Here is a 17170-nt window from a genome sequence, read left to right on the forward strand (position 1 = left end):
ATTATGGCCATGTTATCGTGGTTGACCTCACCAACGGCAAGCAACGAGCAAGACTGGGTGCTGGAATACGCCCGGTTACCGCAGGTGGAATGGGGGGAGCAGGGTAAAATTGTACTGCGCAATATTCGCAATTTCAGATATCAACCTACCCGCGACGACTATGTGCCCGATTGGTACGATGCAGATATCGATATTAGCCAGTTAAAAACGGTAGATGTGGTCTCCTCTTACTGGTCAGGCAAGGCTATTGCGCATCTGTTTTTGAGCTTCGGTTTCGAAGACGGTCGCCATTTGGCGGTCTCGATAGAAACGCGGCGTAGCCGCGACCAGCGGTATTCGACCTGGCGCGGCTTTTTTAAACATTACATGTTGACCTATGTGCTTGCCGATGAACGGGACTTGATTGGCGTCAGAACCGATGTTCGCAAAGAGCGGGTTTATCTTTATCCCCTTCAGATTTCGCCAGACACGGCCCAGGCAATTTTTCTGAGCTATCTGCAACGTATCGATCAACTGAGCCACCAACCCGAGTTTTATCACACGATATTTAATAATTGCACGAGCAATATTTTGCATCATGCTACTGCGGTTTCTGCCGACATTCGCTATAGCTGGAAAGTCTTGGTCAGTGGCTACGCCGATAAATACATCTATGAGCTTGGCTTATTGGATAATAGCCTGGCTTTTGAACGGTTGAAAAAACGATGCCTCATCAAGAGACCGGATAATGCCGTGATCAATGAGGATTTTTCGCGTTTGATTCGAGAGAGTATTGAGAGGGAAAGTTGAGTCGCTCACTTTCCCTGCTTGTGAGACTGAAGGCAGGATGATTCCTGCCGTTATTTTTTCTTTTTGGCCTCTCTGTCCATCATCTTTTGCTCATCCGCATCTTCACGTTCGTCTTGCCGCATCAGGCAATTGGCATAGGCATCGGTCCCTTTGGTAAAACCATAACCATCACAAACTTTTTTATGGTTTTCCAAGGTTATCGCATCAAGCTCATCACTGATCCCACAGCCTGATAAAAGTACCATTGAAACCGCAAGTAATACCGCTCGCATCATTTTTCTCCATTATTCAAGGCATCAAGCCAAATACCAGTTATTGACACTCAGGATCGCCCATATCGCACTTTTTTATTTTATTCAGAGCGTTTGTGCGTTCCGTTGTTCGCTCACTCAAACATAATGTGTTATTCATCGCGTTAATACTTCCGCCTGCAGAATTTGAACTCAAAAACGCACAATCCGCATCTCTAAATTTTAGCCAGGCGCGCTGCGCCTGAAGTAATGCCTTACTTTTTTCAGGGGATACTTTTAACGTGTCCATGACCTTTTTATAGGCTTTATTCATCTCTCCATCTGCATTTTTGTAAGTCTGAGCGGCACAATCATTCAGTTCAGCCTGATTTTGGGCTGTCTGCAAACAGTTGCTTTCCGGTTTATCCGCTGCCAGCGCGCTGGTTGAAAAAAAGGCTGAGAAAATTAAAGGAAGGGCGACAATACGCATTCGCATATTTTAATATCCTTAAGTTGGAGAAATTTTCATCTAATAATAGAAAAGCCTTTGGCGTTACGCCAACGGGATATCAGCTGATGCTCCTTAATGAAGGGAGAAGCGTGCATTTTAATCGTCAGCGTTTACCGCCGCACGCTGTTGTTCCAGTAAAGCGATAAAACGCAGAATGAGCGCATTCATACGCAGCAGGGCCACCGTTGGTTCTGCCGATGCAGGGGAGGGGTGTTCCAACTGTTGGCACAGATTGACCCCGCTTTGGTAGCCTGCCAGCGCAAAGCTGCCTTTCAACCGATGCAGCACCGCGGCGAATACGTCCGGTTGTGCGGTAGCGGCGAGCAGTTGTTGGCGGTCAGCGTCGCTGCTGTGTTGCAATTCGTCAATCAAGGTGGTCAGGACCTGCGGCTGCCCGGCGGCCATCAATTGGATTTCCCGCATGTCCACACGAATGGCCTGTTGCTCCGACACTAAGGTGCGCAAATCCTGCTGTGTCAGCGGTTTGATTAGCGCTGCGTCCATACCCGCCGCCAGACAGCGGTATTGCTCATCGTTAAACGCATTGGCGGTACAGCCGACGATCGGCAGATATCGACGGTGGCCCTGTTCTCGCTCTCTTTGCCATTGCGCCAGTTGATAACCGGTGAAAACCGGCATCTGACAATCGGTTAGCACCAAATCGAAAGTGGCTTGCTCCAGCCATTGCTGCGCCTGGCGACCATTGTCACAGGTGGTGACCTGATGTCCGAGCTTTTCCAGTTGAAGTTTCATCACCGTCAGGTTGGCGGGCAAATCATCCACGACCAGCACCTGCAGCGCGTGTTCAACGAGGGGGGCGGTGAGCGTCTCTTGCGCCTCATCGCCTGCGGTGGTACGGGGTAGCGTTAGCGTGAAAGAGAACCGCGAACCCTGTTGCAGCGCGGAGTCAATCCGTAACTCGCTGCCCATCAGTTGCACCAGTTGGGTACAAATCGCCAGCCCGAGCCCCGTACTGGCCGGCGCGTTGGCATCAACCTGCGCATAGGGCTGCAAAATCTTCTGTTGCAGGGGCGGTGCGATACCGATGCCGCTGTCACTGATACTGAACGTAAGATTGTCTTGATGAGGATCCTGTGGCTGTACACCGACCTGCAATGCTACAAAACCCTGTTCGGTATATTTGATAGCGTTGCTGAGCAAATTATTGAGAATTTGCGTCAGCTTGGCGCCATCCAGCAAATACTGATGCTGCCAGACGGCTTCGATATCGCTGTCCAGCCGCAGCGCTTTTTGCGCCGCCAGCGCGGCGTAGGTATCCAGCGCCTGCGTCAGCAAGGAATACAGTTCTGTGGGGTGAACCTGCAAGTGCATTTCGCCGGCTTCAATCTTGGAAATATCCAACACATCCCCGACAATTTGCAGCAACTGGCGCGAGGCCGCATAGGCTATCGGCAGTGACGTTCCGGCGGCTTCAGGGCGCTGGGTTTCCAACTCAAGAATGCCAAGGATGGCGTTCATCGGTGAGCGAATTTCATGACTCATGCGCGCCAGGAAATGACTTTTTTCGCGGCTGGCGTTGGTGGCCTGCTGCAAGGCATCGGCGAGATCGCGCGCCAGGCGTTTGCGCTCGCTGATGTCGTACCAACCGAGTAGCAGCCCTTGCGGCGTCATACGGCTGTCACTGTAAGCCGCCAGCCATTGGGCGATTTCCCGTTGCGCTCCCTGTATCACCATCGCACGGTCGGAAAACTGCGGCTGCATATTGCCGATGGCTGCTATGCGCTCTTGTTGACTGATGGCGGGAATAATTGGATTTCGCGCGGTAAATTGCTCGAGGGAATGTCCAATAACTTGCTGCTGCGTTAGCGTCAGTGACTTTAGCAAGGCCTGATTGCAATGGGTGATGTTACCGAGCGGATCACACACCAGCAGTGGCGTTGGGATACTGTTGAGCAGCGTTTGCCAGTATTTCAACGCATCGCGCAATCCGCGTTCGGCACGGCGGCGGCGGAAAATTTCAGTCGACAGAAAACCGATCAGGAACAGCGACAGCGCGGCGCTGACCGCCGTCAGCGGGTTGAACCAGCGATCGCCGGCGGTGCCGCTCGGTTGCATTCCACTTAGCGTTGAGTTCAACAGCCAGCGTTCATTGATCGATTGTGCAACGCCTGTCGGCAGGGCGTCGATGGCGTGATTAATACGCTGCAACAGTGCGTCCTGGCCGGGGGCCAGCCACAGTGGCTGGTTGCTGACGATCGCCGGCAGTGGCCGCACGCTCAGCCTGCCGGGGTAAAGATTGCTGGCTAACAGCGCCGCCTGTGTGGCATCGCAGACAATGCCCTGCGCGGCGCCGGCATTCAGTAGCCGGATCGCTTCATGCAATGACGCCGCCTCAACGAGCCCCACGCCGGGGTAAGCCGCCAGTAATCCCGCCTGCGCCGGGCTATGACGTAATATCAGCACCCGCTGATGACGCAGATCCAGCGACGCATCGTGCTGCAACGGCAATCGATCCTGGCGAACCACCAGCGCCCAGCGCTGTTGCAACAGCGGATGCGAAACCAGTATCCCCGGCGGTGGCGGTGAACTTTGCGGCGGCGGCAAGGCTACCTGGATACTTTGATCGTTCAACATCTGCGCCAATTGACTGTGGCTGGATGCGGCCTCTGTGGTGAAGTGCAACCCATTTTGAGCCGCAAGGGCGCTCAGCAAATCTGTCGCCGCACCCTGCAGTTGATGGTTCGCGTCAAAATCGCTGTAGGGCGGACGATCGTCGAGCAGACCGACGTGAATGTCCCCGGTTGCCCAGGCCCACGCAGGCAGCAGGGCGAGCAGTACCAGCCAAGGCCGCCTCATCTTCACAGCCCGGCTTCGCGCAAATAGGCGAACAAATCGACATCGGAGCTGACGCCAATCTTTAACATGGCGCTTTTCTTTTGTGCGCTGATGGTCTGTTTGGTTCGACTGAGCATGGCGGCGATATGGTTAACGCTGTGACCCTGGGCCAACAGGCGCACGACCTCTAACTCGCGTGGGCTCATCGCCACTGTGGGAGGCGATGAAACGGCGTTGCCCGGCGGTCGGCGTCCCTGCTGTAACGCTTTCAAACACGCGGTCAGCTCAGTGGTCAGACTCTGCTTATTGATCACCGCTAACACGCCGGTAGCCAGAATGGAGTTGACCAGCCCAGGATTGGTCATCACGGTAATGACGACAATCGGCAACTGCGGGTATTTGCGACGTAGCGTGCTAATCAGCCGCAGTCCGTCGGACTGCTGTTCACCCGGCATATTAAAATCAGTGAGCAGCACATCTGGCAATTTTTCCGCCAGTAAGGCCAGCAGTTGGTCCACCGTTTGCGCCTCACCGACGATCGTAAAATTATCGCCAAAGGCCGTGGTCACCACGGTTCGCAGACCAATCAGGAATACGGGGTGATCATCGGCTATTACCACGGTTTTTTGCACAAATGACTCCTCGGAGCAGGCAATGCAATCAGTATAGTGAATCCGCTTTCGCCAGTGCCAATACGCCGGCCACCCCTTGTTGCGGATGGTGCAACAAACGGCATTCGACATGATGATAATGTGCATCGGGCAGCAGTAGGCGTAATGAGCAATATTGCGGTGTATTCCGTGTTTCGCCTGCGGTGCGCAGCAATGTTTTCAGCACCTCGCGATCGTCAGGGTGAACATGCGCCAGCAGCAGCGTCAGATTGGCTAACTGACGTGGCGGCATGCCGAAAACGGCGTCGTGTGGCTGCCAATCCAACTGTTCAGCTTCCGCCGACAGGCGAAAAAAGGCTGGGTGGCGGGCTTGCAGCAACGCGTCCAGCAATAGCTGCTGTTGCTGCGTCTGTTGGCGCCTGGAACGATGTCGTTGTTCCCGCGTTGCCACTAACAAACCCAGTGAGATGATCATCAGCAAGTACAGCTGTGAAGCCTCGACCGCCTGCATGCCGGCCAACGCCGGGCGAAATGGGCCATAGCCATAGAGCGTCGCCAGACTAACCAGCAGCGTGAGCAGAATAAAGTACAGCGCCAGCGGCAGCAGGGGCAACAAAGCGGACAGCAACAGCGATAGCGCCAGCACGGAATACAATAAAGCGTTATTCAGCAGGTCGTTGCTTAACAGACTGGAAGGCAGGAAAAAAATGGCTATAGCTAACGGAAAAGTCCACGCTGCAATAAAGGCTTGCTGACGGGTGGGCCACTGCCACTGGCCATGATTCAAACGATGGATAATAAATAGCGGCGCGATCGCCAGGCAGCCGGTAGCATTGGAAATTCCCCAGCTGATGAAGTGTGAAACCCGCGTCGGATAGCCGAGAGCTTTAAGAATTAAATCACTGAACAGGCCACCTACGGCGCTGGCAAGGTACACGCCGGCCAGCAAAAGCAACGTTTCTCCCGGGTGCGACAAGCCGTTTGAATAGCGCTGCAGCCCGTTCCAGATTAACGCCAGCGGGCAAATGATCGCTAAATCGAGCAGGGCGAACGCCAGCGCAATATCCCAGGGGCGATCGTGCAGCAGGCTGACCGAAAAATGCAGTACGCCGGCGCTGATCGCCCACATCGGCCACTGTGCCGGGGAACGGGTGCATAATACGCCCAGCAACAGACCGGCCGGCAACCAAATGGTGCTGGACAGGCTCCAGGGATCGCGTGTTTCGAGACTGATGGTGGCGAGTAAGAAGTAAACCGCGACAAAGATCAGCCACCGTAACAAGCCGTAACGACGTGGAATACGCCCGGCACCCATGCTTATCTCCCTTGTCGTCTTTGCGATAAATATTAACAGCCACTCTATAGGTTTAGCGACGAATTGCTTTTCTGACTAGTCAGATATTCGTTGTTCCAATGCGTCTTTATACTTCACTCCACGTTACGGCATTGCGCCGAATCGTCAATTTGCACCACTCAATTACTGAGGTTTATCCGCTATGAAAAACATTCAATTGTTCGGTGGCATCGTATTGGTATTTGCAGCAGCTATGGTGCTGTTTTGTTCTTTAACTTCTGTAGGCCATAGCGCACGTATCGCCGAGCCGGTATTTGTGATGAAAGAGGGGACGGTGTTATTTTCCCTAAATGCCAGTATGCAGCAAAATCGTCAACTTGACGTTCAATATCAGCATGCCAGAGGGTTATTGCAGCAGGTCGGTGGTAAGTTGCTAAATGGCATGAAAAACACTGGCGTTGGACGTTACTTTTCATGAGTTGATTTAATTTATTAAGTCAATTCAACGTCGTTTTTCATAAAGCTCATATTGTTATAGGTTGCCAATCCATAATATTAATGGATTTGATTTTTCTAAGCGAAGTGAAAGCCCATTACAATTGTTATACGACGATTGCGTCACTTCAGAGATCGTTCCGTTGGCCATACCCAGTCGGTATGCATTACAGGATAGGTACTGTTGCTCTGCACGGAATTTACCAAACATCTTCCTGTGCTCAGGTGTTGCGGTGGGCACGTGCAGCAAGAACCCTGGTTTTTATGCCGTAATGAAGGAATGATTGAAGACGCGACGATGCAGGTGATTTCCGAGATCTACAGAGTGTTTGGTGCCCATAGTCATTCGTATACCGCTCGAAAGCTATATCGCTTCCTGGCTGAAAGCACTGACGCTATACCTTCAACACCGTTAACGCGGCATCGTTATGGATAAAATCTGATTCGGTCAGAGATTCAATAATACCAAACGGCAAAAGACCCGCCTAAGTCTCCTTAAGCGGGTCTTTCGAATTTGGCTCCTCTGACTGGACTCGAACCAGTGACATACGGATTAACAGTCCGCCGTTCTACCGACTGAACTACAGAGGAATTGTCTGAACGGGGCGCATCATATCCAGCCACCCAGAATGTGTCAACGCTAAATTCACCCATTCGGTGCGACTGCTCAGCATCTGAGCAATGCGGGCCGGGTTATGGGTATTCTGCGCCATTTTCGGCCTGAAGCCGCTGTAATCGTGCGAGAGGATCCTGCTTATAGAAACGACTAAAATGCTGGTACATCACCGGAAAACGGTTGGCCAGCAGTTCGGGCGCACTGAAAAAATACTCCGACAGGACCGCGAAACACTCGGCCGGATCAGTCGCAGCGTAGGCGTCCATACTGGCGGCTTCTTCGCCGACCATGTCGATCTCGTCCTGCAGGTTCTCCATCGCGGCGTGCAGGTCATGTTCCCAGGCGGCGATATCGCGTAGCGGGATCGGCGGAATACCGGTGGCACTGCCGCCGTTGCGCATGTCCAGCTTGTGTACCGCTTCGTGGATCACCAGGTTAAAGCCGGAAAGATCAAAAGAGTCCTGCACGTCCTGCCAGTTGAGCACGATGGGCCCCTGTTCCCAACTTTGGCCGGATTGCACCACCGGCCCGGAGTGCACCAGGCCGAAATCGTCCTGCCATTCATCCTCTACCACAAACGGCGTAGGGTAGAGCAGGATCTCATTGAAACCGTCAAGGCACTCGGCGCCCAGTTCCAGCACCGGCAAGGCGAACAACAGGGCAATACGCGCCTGCATTTGCGAGGTCAACACCAGCCCTTGCAACGGGACGATGCTTTTTTGCTGCAAGATCTGCCCGGCAACGGCGATCAGCCGTTGTTGTTCCCGCTCATCCAGCGGAGAGAGCAGGGGAATTGCCAGTGCGTCCTGCCACTGGGCAAGCGTCTCCGCCTGCGGTTGATGCGTTTTCCACGGCCATTTAATCATCACGTTGCTCGTAAAGTCGTCACTTGAACATTCGGCTGGAGGCTAACTCTGTAAAAATGCCGCAAAAAGGGGCATGATAGCAAGCACTTGAAGGAGAGATGCCGGAGCGGCTGAACGGACCAGTCTCGAAAACTGGAGTAGGGGCAACTCTACCGGGGGTTCAAATCCCCCTCTCTCCGCCATTATTCAATCACTTAGATAAAATTCTTTCAACGATCCCCGTCACACATAGTATTTCGCAGAATGATAGATTTTGCCTGACTCACGCCCTGCCAAAAGTTTTGTCCTTTTTCCCCTGAGTTCACTCACTGCCTTGCAGTATTTACCCGCTCGCCTAAGCTGATTTCAACCATCACTTTTTTAAGGGTAATCGCTATGTTAACTGTGTTACGCATTTCAACTTTGGGGGCTGCGGCCTTACTATTTCTTGTCGGCTGCCAGCAAACGGCACATAAGCCGCCAACGCCGCTGCAAACGCAGTTGGACAAGCTTTCTGCCATGTTGGCGAGCAGCCACTTCCTGCGGCAAAACTGTCACCGCCAGGACATCCCGGATGACGTCAAATTGCAACGTACCGCGATGCGAGTGGCGGAACATCGTGGCTGGGATACCCAGGCCACGGGTTATCAGCAGTTGCCGGCACTGGCTCAGGCTCGTTATCTGGCCATACTGGAGGATCGTCAATTACTGAGCGATAAGTGCGCTGCACTGAACAATCATACCAAGAACTTTATTGCCGCAGCCAAGTCCGATCAGGAAGACTATATGGAATAGCTCCTGCAATGCACGGGTGTGGCATGCTTCGCCCGTCATACCCCATCCGCACCTGCGGTTAAAATATTCTTTGCAGGATAAGCATCTGTCGCTCATTATTTGAAATGTTGTTTCACTTTTATCCCATGAGCCGATCTTGAATTTATATGCTGCCCTACGCCAGCGTGTGGAAAATACTCCCTGGTACCCCAAACGCAAAAGCTACCGCGTCCTGTTTTGGCGTGAGATCACGCCGCTGGCGGTGCCGATCTTCATGGAGAATGCCTGTGTCCTGCTGATGGGGGTGCTAAGCACTTTTCTGGTGAGCTGGATCGGTAAGGAGGCGATGGCCGGGGTCGGGCTGGCAGACAGCTTCAACATGGTGATTATCTCTTTCTTTGCCGCGGTGGATTTGGGCACCACGGTGGTGGTGGCCTTCAGCCTGGGCAAGCGGGATCGCAAAAGAGCCCGGGCAGCAGCGCGCCAGTCCCTGGTTTTAATGACCTTGGTGGCTTTGGTGTTGGCAGTGGGGATCCATCTGGCGGGCGAACAAATTATCGATGTGATCGCCGGTGCCGCCACGCCGCAGGTGAAAGCGCTGGCGCTTTCTTATCTGCAAACCACGGTCTGGAGCTATCCGGCGGCGGCCATTGCGCTGATTGGCAGCGGTGCGTTGCGCGGTGCCGGGAATACCAAGATCCCGCTGTTGATCAACGGCGGCATGAATATTCTGAATATCATCATCAGCAGCATCCTGATTTATGGCATGTTGGGCTGGCATGGGCTGGGTTTTGTCGGTGCCGGGCTGGGGCTGACCATTTCGCGCTATATCGGTGCGATAGCAATAATTTACGTGCTGATGATCGGTTTTAACCCGGCGCTGCATATCACGCTAAAGAGTTATTTTAGCCCGTTAAAACTGACGATTTTGTGGGAGGTGCTGGGCATCGGCATCCCCGCCAGCATCGAGTCGGTATTGTTCAACGGCGGTAAATTACTGACGCAAATGTTTGTCGCCGGTATGGGCACCAACGTCATCGCCGGCAATTTTATCGCTTTCTCTATCGCCTCACTGATTAACCTGCCGGGCAATGCCCTGGGATCTGCGTCGACCATTATTGTCGGAAAGCGCCTGGGGAAAGGGCAGATAGCCCAGGCGGAACGGCAGCTGCGCCACATATTCTGGCTGGCGACCCTTGGGCTGACGGTCATTGCCTGGGGTACAGCGCCGTTGGCAGGGGTATTCGCTTCGTTTTATAGCCAACAGGATGACGTGAAAGAGGTAGTAAAGGTGCTTATCTGGCTCAACGCCGCCTTTATGCCCATCTGGGCCGCTTCCTGGGTATTACCCGCCGGTTTGAAAGGCGCGCGTGACGCTCGTTTCGCCATGTGGGTGTCGATGCTGGGCATGTGGGGTTGCCGCGTGGTGGCCGGTTATACGCTGGGCATTATGTTGGGGATGGGGGTGGTCGGCGTTTGGCTGGGAATGTTTATGGATTGGGCGGTGCGCGGCGCACTGTTCTACTGGCGCATGGTCAGTGGGCGTTGGTTATGGAAGTACCCGCGGATAAAATCGAACGTCACTGAGGAAGAGACCGTGGTGAAGTGACCCTTAGCGGTCAGCTAACCCTGGCTGATTATTTTCCTGCCGCCATTGGGCCGGTGATACGCCGTGGACCTGTTTGAAGGCTTTGGAAAAGTGCAGTTGGTTTTCATAGCCGACCGAGATCCCCACCACTTTTATCGCTGTCCGGCTGTTGCGCAGCAGGCTGGTGGCGAGCGTCATGCGAAAGTTAAGCAAGTACTCCTTTGGCCCGATACCGTAAGCCCCCTTGAACAATCGGCACAGGTAACTGCGGTTGATATTGCAGTAGGCAGCCAGGCGCTCAATGGTCAGATGCTCGTGATAGCGGTTTTCAATCAGTTTGACCGCCTTGTGCAGATGTTGCGCCTTGTCGCTGGGGTGTTCGTCGCTGCCCTGTAGTGCATTGTCGATCAACGCAGAAAAAAACAGATAGCACAGGCCGAGAGTTTGCAGGCGGTGCTCGTCGTCATGAGTGACGATGCGGCGTAAGTAACGCAGGGCCTGGGGTGTCTCATCACTCCTGCGGGGGCGATAAATCGGGAACTGGCGGCTCAGGCGACACTCTTCGAAAATCTTGCCGGCCACCAGTCCGTCGACCTCCAGCCACATGTAATGCCAGGGATCTTTTTTATCGGCGCGATAGGTGGTTACGTCGTGCGGATGGATCAGAAAACCTTCTCCGGCAACCACCGGAAATGCACCGTATTCGCTGTGCAGCACGCCGGTTCCGCTTATCACATAATGAAATAGATAGTGCTGTCGAACCGCAGGGCCAAAGCTATGCCCTTTGTCGCAGTTCTCTTCACCATATTGGTAGAGATTCAGCTCAATATTGTCGGTGCGGCTCAGGGTAAAACTCTTATGCATCAGTCATTGTCCTGGTTTTCTTGTCCACGTTAACAGTGTAGCTGTCGTGCATTGAGTAGGTAAACGTCAAATCCAGACCTGGCTCACAGTTTTTACGCTGCGTCATTTTTCGCCATAATGAGGTCACATTCATCCATATCTGGATTCGAGGTCGCAGGGTAATTTCAGCCTATCGAAAACCAGTGCAGCGGAGAAATAGGATGATTAAAGTCACTTTTATGGGCGCAGGCAGTACTATCTTCGCCAAGAACGTACTCGGCGACATCATGGCAACGCCGGCATTGAAAGAGGTGGATATCGCGCTGTACGACATTGATAGCGCCCGTCTCAATGAATCTTTCGCCATGCTCAGCAATATCAACCGTAATATTAACGCCGGCAGGGCGAAGATTACTCCCTATCTTGGGGTGGAAAATCGCCGTTCGGCGTTGAAAAATGCCAATTATGTGGTTAACGCCATCCAGGTTGGCGGTTACGATCCTTGCACCATCACCGATTTCAACATCGCTAAAAAGTATGGTCTGCAGCAAACCATTGCCGATACCCTGGGGATAGGCGGCATATTCCGCGCACTGCGCACCATTCCGGTGATGTTTGATTTCGCCCGGGATATTGAGGCGGTATGTCCGGATGCCTGGTTGCTGAATTACACCAACCCGATGGCGGCCTTAACCGGTGCCATGCTGCGCCATACCGAAGTGAAAACGGTGGGGTTGTGTCACAGCGTTCAGGTCTGTGCAGAGACGCTGCTGAAAAGCGTGGATATGCCTACCGATGATGTCCAGTTCCACATCGCAGGCATTAACCATATGGCCTGGTTGCTGGACGTTCGCCGCCATGGCGAGGATCTGTACCCGGAAATCAAGCGTCGCGCCAATGCGCTGCAAGGCAAGCACGATGATATGGTGCGCCATGAAATCATGAAAACCTTTGGCTATTATGTTACCGAGTCATCGGAACATAACGCCGAGTACATGCCTTATTGGATCAAGCGCAACTATCCGCAATTGATTGAGCGCTTTAACATTCCGCTGGACGAGTACCCGCGCCGCTGTATTGAGCAGATTGAACAATGGCAGCAACGCAAGCTGGCGCTGACCAATGACGCCAACCTGACTCATACCCGCACTCATGAATATGCATCGTACATTATTGAAGCGATGGAAACCGATCGTCCGTACAAGATTGGTGGCAATGTGCTCAACACCGGTTTAATTACCAACCTGCCTGCCGAAGCCTGCGTTGAAGTGCCTTGTCTGGTGGATGGGCAGGGGATCTCACCCTGTTACGTGGGTCATTTACCGGAGCAACTGGCGGCGCTCAACCGCACCAATATCAATACCCAACTGCTGACTATCGAAGCGGCGGTAACCCATAAACGCGAGGCGATTTACCACGCGGCACTGCTGGATCCGCATACTTCAGCCGAGCTGTCGATAGATGATATTCGTAAACTCTGCGATGAACTGATTGAGGCCCACGGCAACTGGCTTCCCGCCTACCACTGATCGCTGAACTGACTGTATTACCTCCTCAAAACGCACAAGGCGCAGGGCTTCCTGCGCCGTCATAAATGGGATGGTGAGCCATGTTTTATTTAAAAAACAAGAACTTTTGGATCTTCGGTGCCTTCTGTTTTTTCTATTTCTTTATCATGGGGGCGGTGCTGCCGTTCTTCCCGATCTGGTTGCATGACGTCAACCAACTCGGCCAGCAACAAACCGGTCTGGTATTCGCCTGCATGGCGCTGTTTGCGTTGGTGTTCCAGCCGATTTTTGGTTTTGTCACCGACAAGTTTGGCCTGAAGAAACACCTGTTGTGGATGATCATTTTCCTGCTGCTGTTTCTGGCGCCGCTGTTTATTTATGTCTTCTCGCCGCTGCTGCAAACCCACTTTGTGCTCGGGGCACTATTGTGCGGGATTTACCTGGGGTTGGTGTGCAGTGGAGGCTCGCCGGCAATTGAAGCCTATATCGAGAAGGTGAGCCGCCGCAGCCAGTTTGAGTATGGTCGTGCCCGGCTGTTTGGCTGCATTGGCTGGGCGATTTGCGCGTCGATCGTCGGCTATATGTTTACCATTAATAACCAGTTTGCGTTTTGGCTGGCGTCGAGCTTTGCATTGGTGTTGGCTGGCCTGCTTTATATGTTTAAACCTGAGCAAAACAACACGTTGGCAGTGGCGGACGGGTTGGCGCTGAACCACAAACCGATCAAGTTGAAAGCGGCGTTGAGCCTGCTGAAAATGCGCAAATTTTGGTGCCTGGTGATGTATATCGTCGGGGTGGCCTGCGTGTACGACGTGTTCGATCAGCAGTTCGCCAACTTCTTCACTTCGTTTTTCAGCGACCGACATACCGGGACTCAGGCGTTTGGCTATGTCACCACGCTGGGTGAGTTCCTCAACGCTTTTATCATGTTCTTTGCGCCACTCATCATCAACCGCATTGGGGGCAAGAACGCGCTACTGATTGCTGGGGTGATTATGTCGGTGCGGATTATCGGTTCGTCTCAGGCGGACTCGGTGACTGCGGTGATTTTCCTCAAAACCCTGCATATGTTTGAGGTGCCGTTCCTGCTGGTGGGCATTTTCAAATACATTACCACCCAGTTTAACGTGAATCTTTCCGCCTCGATTTACCTGTGGGGTTTTTGCTTCTTCAAGCAGCTATCGGCCATCGGCATGTCCTATGCAGCGGGCCTGATGTACGTCAACTACGGCTTTAAAACCTCGTATCTGATCCTCGGCTGCATTGCCCTGCTGTTTACCCTGATATCGGCCTTTGCCCTGAGCGGCAAGGTCGCGGTGGTGAAACAGGAGGGCGTACTGCCGGTGGCGGCGAATTAATCAATACAATAACGTCATGAGGCTAAAGAACAGCAATGTCAGGGCAATGATAAACCCGGTTTGCAGCGTTTTGCGCAGCAGGCGGCCCTGGGCCCAGCGGGTCGCGCTCAGGCGGTTGTCGATCGCAAACAGCGCCGGCACCATCAGCAGCACATAAACCAGCATCAGCATGGCGGTCAGAGGTTGTTGGCTCATGCAAGACTCCCCGTACCGGTAGGGATGGGGAGGACGATAGCGATTTTTTGTCTGCTGCGGTGTTGAATCATATGTCTCCAAAGAGGGCCGCCCGAAAGCGGCCGCCAGTCTACTGCCTGTCATATTGAGATGATTGTCAGCCACTGCCGGGGCCAACGCAGTTATAATATTGCGAATGATAATCATTATCAACATGTGAGGTGAAATTTATTGTAGGGAAGGTTTTGCGGGAGTGTTTATCGTGAAAGAGCACGCCGGATGGCGTGCTCTGTGATAGGGCTAAACTCGACGATTATTTTTCATCTGGCAGTGCGTAAGCAACGATATAGTCGCCCAGCTTGGTGCCAAAGGAACCATGGCCGCCGGCAGAAATGACCACGTACTGTTTGCCGTTGACCTCATAGGTCATTGGCGTCGCCTGGCCACCGGCCGGCAACCGCGCTTCCCACAGTTTTTCACCGTTGGTCACGCTGAAGGCACGCAGATAGTTGTCCGCCGTTGCGCCAATAAAGAACACATTCCCGGCGGTTGAGACCGGTCCGCCCAACATCGGCATACCCATTTTGAACGGCAGCGGCAGCGGAGAGCTGTCGCGCACGGTACCAATGCGTTTTTTCCACACGATATCGTTGGTCTTCAGATCCACCGCAGAAATGTAACCCCAGGCAGGCTGTTTGCACGGCAGGCCAAGTGGCGACAGGAACGGGTTCAGGGTCACGCCGAACGGCACACCGTACTGCGGCTGGACGCCGGCCTCGGTACCGCTGCCGCCTTTATCGCCGACCGGCGGCTCGATTGGGTTGCCTGGGCCGCGTGGGATCAGTTTTGATACAAACGGCAGCGCGATAGGGTTGGCGATGGCCACCTGACGGTCAGTATCGACAGACAGGCCACCCCATTCGAACATGCCGAGGTTACCCGGGAATACCAAAGTGCCCTGTTCGGAAGGCGGGGTGAAGGTGCCCTCATAACGCAGGCTGTGGAACATCACCCGGCAAACCAGTTGGTCATAAATGGTGGCGCCCCACATATCTGCACCGGTCAGTTTTTTCTCAGGGCGGAAAGTCAGCTCAGAGAAAGGCTGAGTCGGTGACAGACGGTCGCCCTTGGCCGGGCCTTGCGGAACCGGTTTTTCCGGTGCAGGAACTACCAGCTCACCGTTGGTGCGGTTAAGAACGAAGATGTTACCGGTCTTGGTCGGCACATAAATCACCGGCACCTTGTTGCCGCTCTTGTCGGTGATATCCGCCAGCGTTGGCTGGGCCGGTACGTCCATATCCCACAGGTCGTGGTGCACCGTTTGATAGAACCACACCAGTTTACCGGTAGAAGCGTTCAATGCCAGCAGGCCGCTGGCGTAGCGCTCCATGTTCGGCGTGCGATCGCCGCCCCAGATATCCGGAGTGGTCACCCCCATTGGCAGGTAAACGATATCCAGCTTGGCATCATAGGCTGAAGGCGCCCAGGAGTTTGGCGAGTTCGGCGTGAAGTGGTGTTCATCCGCCGGGATGGCGTTGGGATCATCTGCACCCGGATCAAACGCCCACAGCAGTTTGCCGCTGTTGACATCAAAACCGCGGATCACGCCCGAAGGTTCGCGATTGGAGTAGTTATCGGTCACCGCACCGGCAATGACAATCACCTTGTCGGTGATCACCGGCGGTGAGGTCGGCTCATAATGGCCCGGAGTGGCATACGGCATATTGCTTTGCAGATTGAGTTCGCCGTTATTGGCGAAGTCGGCGCAAGGCTTGCCGGTCTCGGCATCCAAAGCAAACAGGCGGCCATCATTCACCGGCAGGATAATGCGGCGTGCGCACTGTGCCGGAGAGGCGTCGCTGGCGTTGCCTGCGGCGGCAGAGGTCTCATGATAAGAGACGCCACGGCAGGTAATGTGCTGGAAGGTAGGGTTGAACTTCAACTGAGGATCAAACTGCCACTTTTGCTTGCCGGTGGCCGCGTCCAGCGCGAACAGCTTCTGGTGCGGGGTGCACAGATAGAGCGTGTCGCGGATTTTAATCGGGGTCACTTCGTTGGTGATTTCCCCCGGATCGTTGGCGGTTTTCAGGTCGCCGGTCTGGAAGGTCCAGGCTTCCTTGAGCTGACCGACGTTCTTGTCATTGATCTGGCTCAGTGGGGAATAACGCGTGCCTTCCTGCGTACGGCCATAGGCCGGCCAATCGGCGTCTGATGCCTGAGGGGCAACCTTCACCTGGGCCGGTTCAAGGGTACCGTTGATCTCTTGCGGATCGTTAAACACCGCGTAGGCCAGTACTGCGACGGTAAACACCAGCGCGATACTCAGTGCGCTGTAGGCCAACTTGCCGCTGGCAATCAGCTTGTGATAGATAAACGGCAATACCAGCCACAGGCCGAAGAAGAAGGTGACGTCCAGACGTGGCGTCAGCGCCCAGAAGTCCGGGCCAACCTCCCACAGCGCCCAAATTGTGGTGCCGAGTAAAAATACGGCATACAGCAGCAGGGCAGTGGCGCGGCGGCGAGCCAACAGCCAGGCGGTAACCAGCAACACCAGGCCGGCAATGATGTAATACAGCGAACCGCCGAGTTTGGCCAGCCAGATGCCGCCTCCCAGCAGATAGAGCCCGCTCAGCGCGGCAAATAATGCCGTGATGATGATGAGCGGCGACAATGATGCTTTATTTTGCATAGTATTATCCTTACCAAAATGAAAAGTCCCCGATTTAGAGATTAAGCCA

Annotated in this window: 15 protein-coding genes, 2 tRNA genes and 1 pseudogene; 8 read left to right on the top strand and 10 right to left on the bottom strand. The window is 53.9% G+C overall.

What is annotated here, in order from left to right:
* Positions 1-3 precede the first annotated feature (3 nt).
* Positions 4-789, top strand: coding sequence for a DUF4105 domain-containing protein (locus OCH02_RS02110; RefSeq protein WP_261429559.1), 786 nt, complete (start codon positions 4-6; stop codon positions 787-789).
* Positions 790-839: 50 nt separating this feature from the next.
* Here the strand turns inward: OCH02_RS02110 and OCH02_RS02115 are convergent, their stop codons facing one another.
* From OCH02_RS02115 to OCH02_RS02135, 5 genes are all read right to left on the bottom strand, one after another.
* Positions 840-1064 carry a hypothetical protein gene (locus OCH02_RS02115; protein WP_261429560.1) on the bottom strand — a complete coding sequence of 75 codons (225 nt, stop codon included), beginning with the start codon at positions 1062-1064 and terminating at the stop codon, positions 840-842.
* A gap of 37 nt (positions 1065-1101) precedes the next feature.
* Entirely contained in the window at positions 1102-1515 is a 414-nt protein-coding gene (locus OCH02_RS02120; protein WP_261429561.1) for a lysozyme inhibitor LprI family protein, read from the bottom strand.
* Between the two features lie 111 nt (positions 1516-1626).
* On the bottom strand, positions 1627-4347 hold the full coding sequence (locus OCH02_RS02125; RefSeq protein WP_261429563.1) for an ATP-binding protein: 2721 nt from the start codon (positions 4345-4347) through the stop codon (positions 1627-1629).
* Positions 4348-4349: 2 nt separating this feature from the next.
* Positions 4350-4958 (bottom strand): response regulator transcription factor, encoded by a 609-nt coding sequence (locus OCH02_RS02130; RefSeq protein ID WP_261429564.1) that lies wholly within the window; start codon positions 4956-4958, stop codon positions 4350-4352.
* A 28-nt stretch (positions 4959-4986) separates the two neighbouring features.
* On the bottom strand, positions 4987-6252 hold the full coding sequence (locus OCH02_RS02135) for an MASE1 domain-containing protein (protein WP_261110615.1): 1266 nt from the start codon (positions 6250-6252) through the stop codon (positions 4987-4989).
* 181 nt (positions 6253-6433) lie between these two features.
* Here OCH02_RS02135 and OCH02_RS02140 point away from each other — a divergent pair, with 181 nt between their 5' ends.
* Together OCH02_RS02140 and OCH02_RS02145 are read left to right on the top strand one after the other, a co-directional pair.
* Positions 6434-6709, top strand: coding sequence for a hypothetical protein (locus OCH02_RS02140; RefSeq protein ID WP_261429565.1), 276 nt, complete (start codon positions 6434-6436; stop codon positions 6707-6709).
* A 270-nt stretch (positions 6710-6979) separates the two neighbouring features.
* Positions 6980-7162, top strand: a pseudogene (locus tag OCH02_RS02145) (hypothetical protein); the annotation flags it as partial.
* A 79-nt stretch (positions 7163-7241) separates the two neighbouring features.
* Here OCH02_RS02145 and OCH02_RS02150 read toward each other — a convergent pair.
* Positions 7242-7317 (bottom strand) — tRNA-Asn (locus OCH02_RS02150).
* Between the two features lie 102 nt (positions 7318-7419).
* Entirely contained in the window at positions 7420-8208 is a 789-nt protein-coding gene (gene mtfA, locus OCH02_RS02155; RefSeq protein WP_261429566.1) for a DgsA anti-repressor MtfA, read from the bottom strand.
* 92 nt (positions 8209-8300) lie between these two features.
* On the opposite strand from mtfA, the gene OCH02_RS02160 reads away from it, so the two are divergent.
* The 3 genes from OCH02_RS02160 to OCH02_RS02170 all read left to right on the top strand — a co-directional run bounded on the left by OCH02_RS02160 (position 8301) and on the right by OCH02_RS02170 (position 10570).
* Positions 8301-8390 (top strand) — tRNA-Ser (locus tag OCH02_RS02160).
* Positions 8391-8583: 193 nt separating this feature from the next.
* Positions 8584-8982 (top strand): type II secretion system pilot lipoprotein GspS, encoded by a 399-nt coding sequence (gene gspS, locus OCH02_RS02165; protein ID WP_261429569.1) that lies wholly within the window; start codon positions 8584-8586, stop codon positions 8980-8982.
* Between the two features lie 136 nt (positions 8983-9118).
* A complete protein-coding gene (locus OCH02_RS02170) occupies positions 9119-10570 on the top strand; it encodes an EmmdR/YeeO family multidrug/toxin efflux MATE transporter (protein ID WP_261429572.1) in 1452 nt (483 codons plus the stop codon).
* Between the two features lie 3 nt (positions 10571-10573).
* Here the strand turns inward: OCH02_RS02170 and OCH02_RS02175 are convergent, their stop codons facing one another.
* Complete coding sequence (locus OCH02_RS02175; RefSeq protein WP_261429575.1) at positions 10574-11413, bottom strand: AraC family transcriptional regulator; 840 nt, start codon at positions 11411-11413, stop codon at positions 10574-10576.
* Between the two features lie 200 nt (positions 11414-11613).
* Between OCH02_RS02175 and OCH02_RS02180 the strand changes: the two genes are divergently transcribed.
* Together OCH02_RS02180 and OCH02_RS02185 are read left to right on the top strand one after the other, a co-directional pair.
* Positions 11614-12921, top strand: coding sequence for an alpha-glucosidase/alpha-galactosidase (locus tag OCH02_RS02180; RefSeq protein ID WP_261429578.1), 1308 nt, complete (start codon positions 11614-11616; stop codon positions 12919-12921).
* Between the two features lie 80 nt (positions 12922-13001).
* Positions 13002-14258, top strand: a complete 1257-nt coding sequence (locus OCH02_RS02185) for an MFS transporter (protein ID WP_261429580.1) — start codon at positions 13002-13004, stop codon at positions 14256-14258.
* Here the strand turns inward: OCH02_RS02185 and OCH02_RS02190 are convergent, their stop codons facing one another.
* Positions 14259-14453, bottom strand: coding sequence for a hypothetical protein (locus tag OCH02_RS02190; protein ID WP_261429582.1), 195 nt, complete (start codon positions 14451-14453; stop codon positions 14259-14261).
* Positions 14454-14745: 292 nt separating this feature from the next.
* On the bottom strand, positions 14746-17121 hold the full coding sequence (locus OCH02_RS02195) for a glucose/quinate/shikimate family membrane-bound PQQ-dependent dehydrogenase (protein ID WP_261429584.1): 2376 nt from the start codon (positions 17119-17121) through the stop codon (positions 14746-14748).
* Positions 17122-17170: the final 49 nt, after the last annotated feature.

It is taken from the genome of Serratia quinivorans (genome assembly GCF_946227985.1).
Lineage (GTDB): Bacteria > Pseudomonadota > Gammaproteobacteria > Enterobacterales > Enterobacteriaceae > Serratia > Serratia quinivorans_A.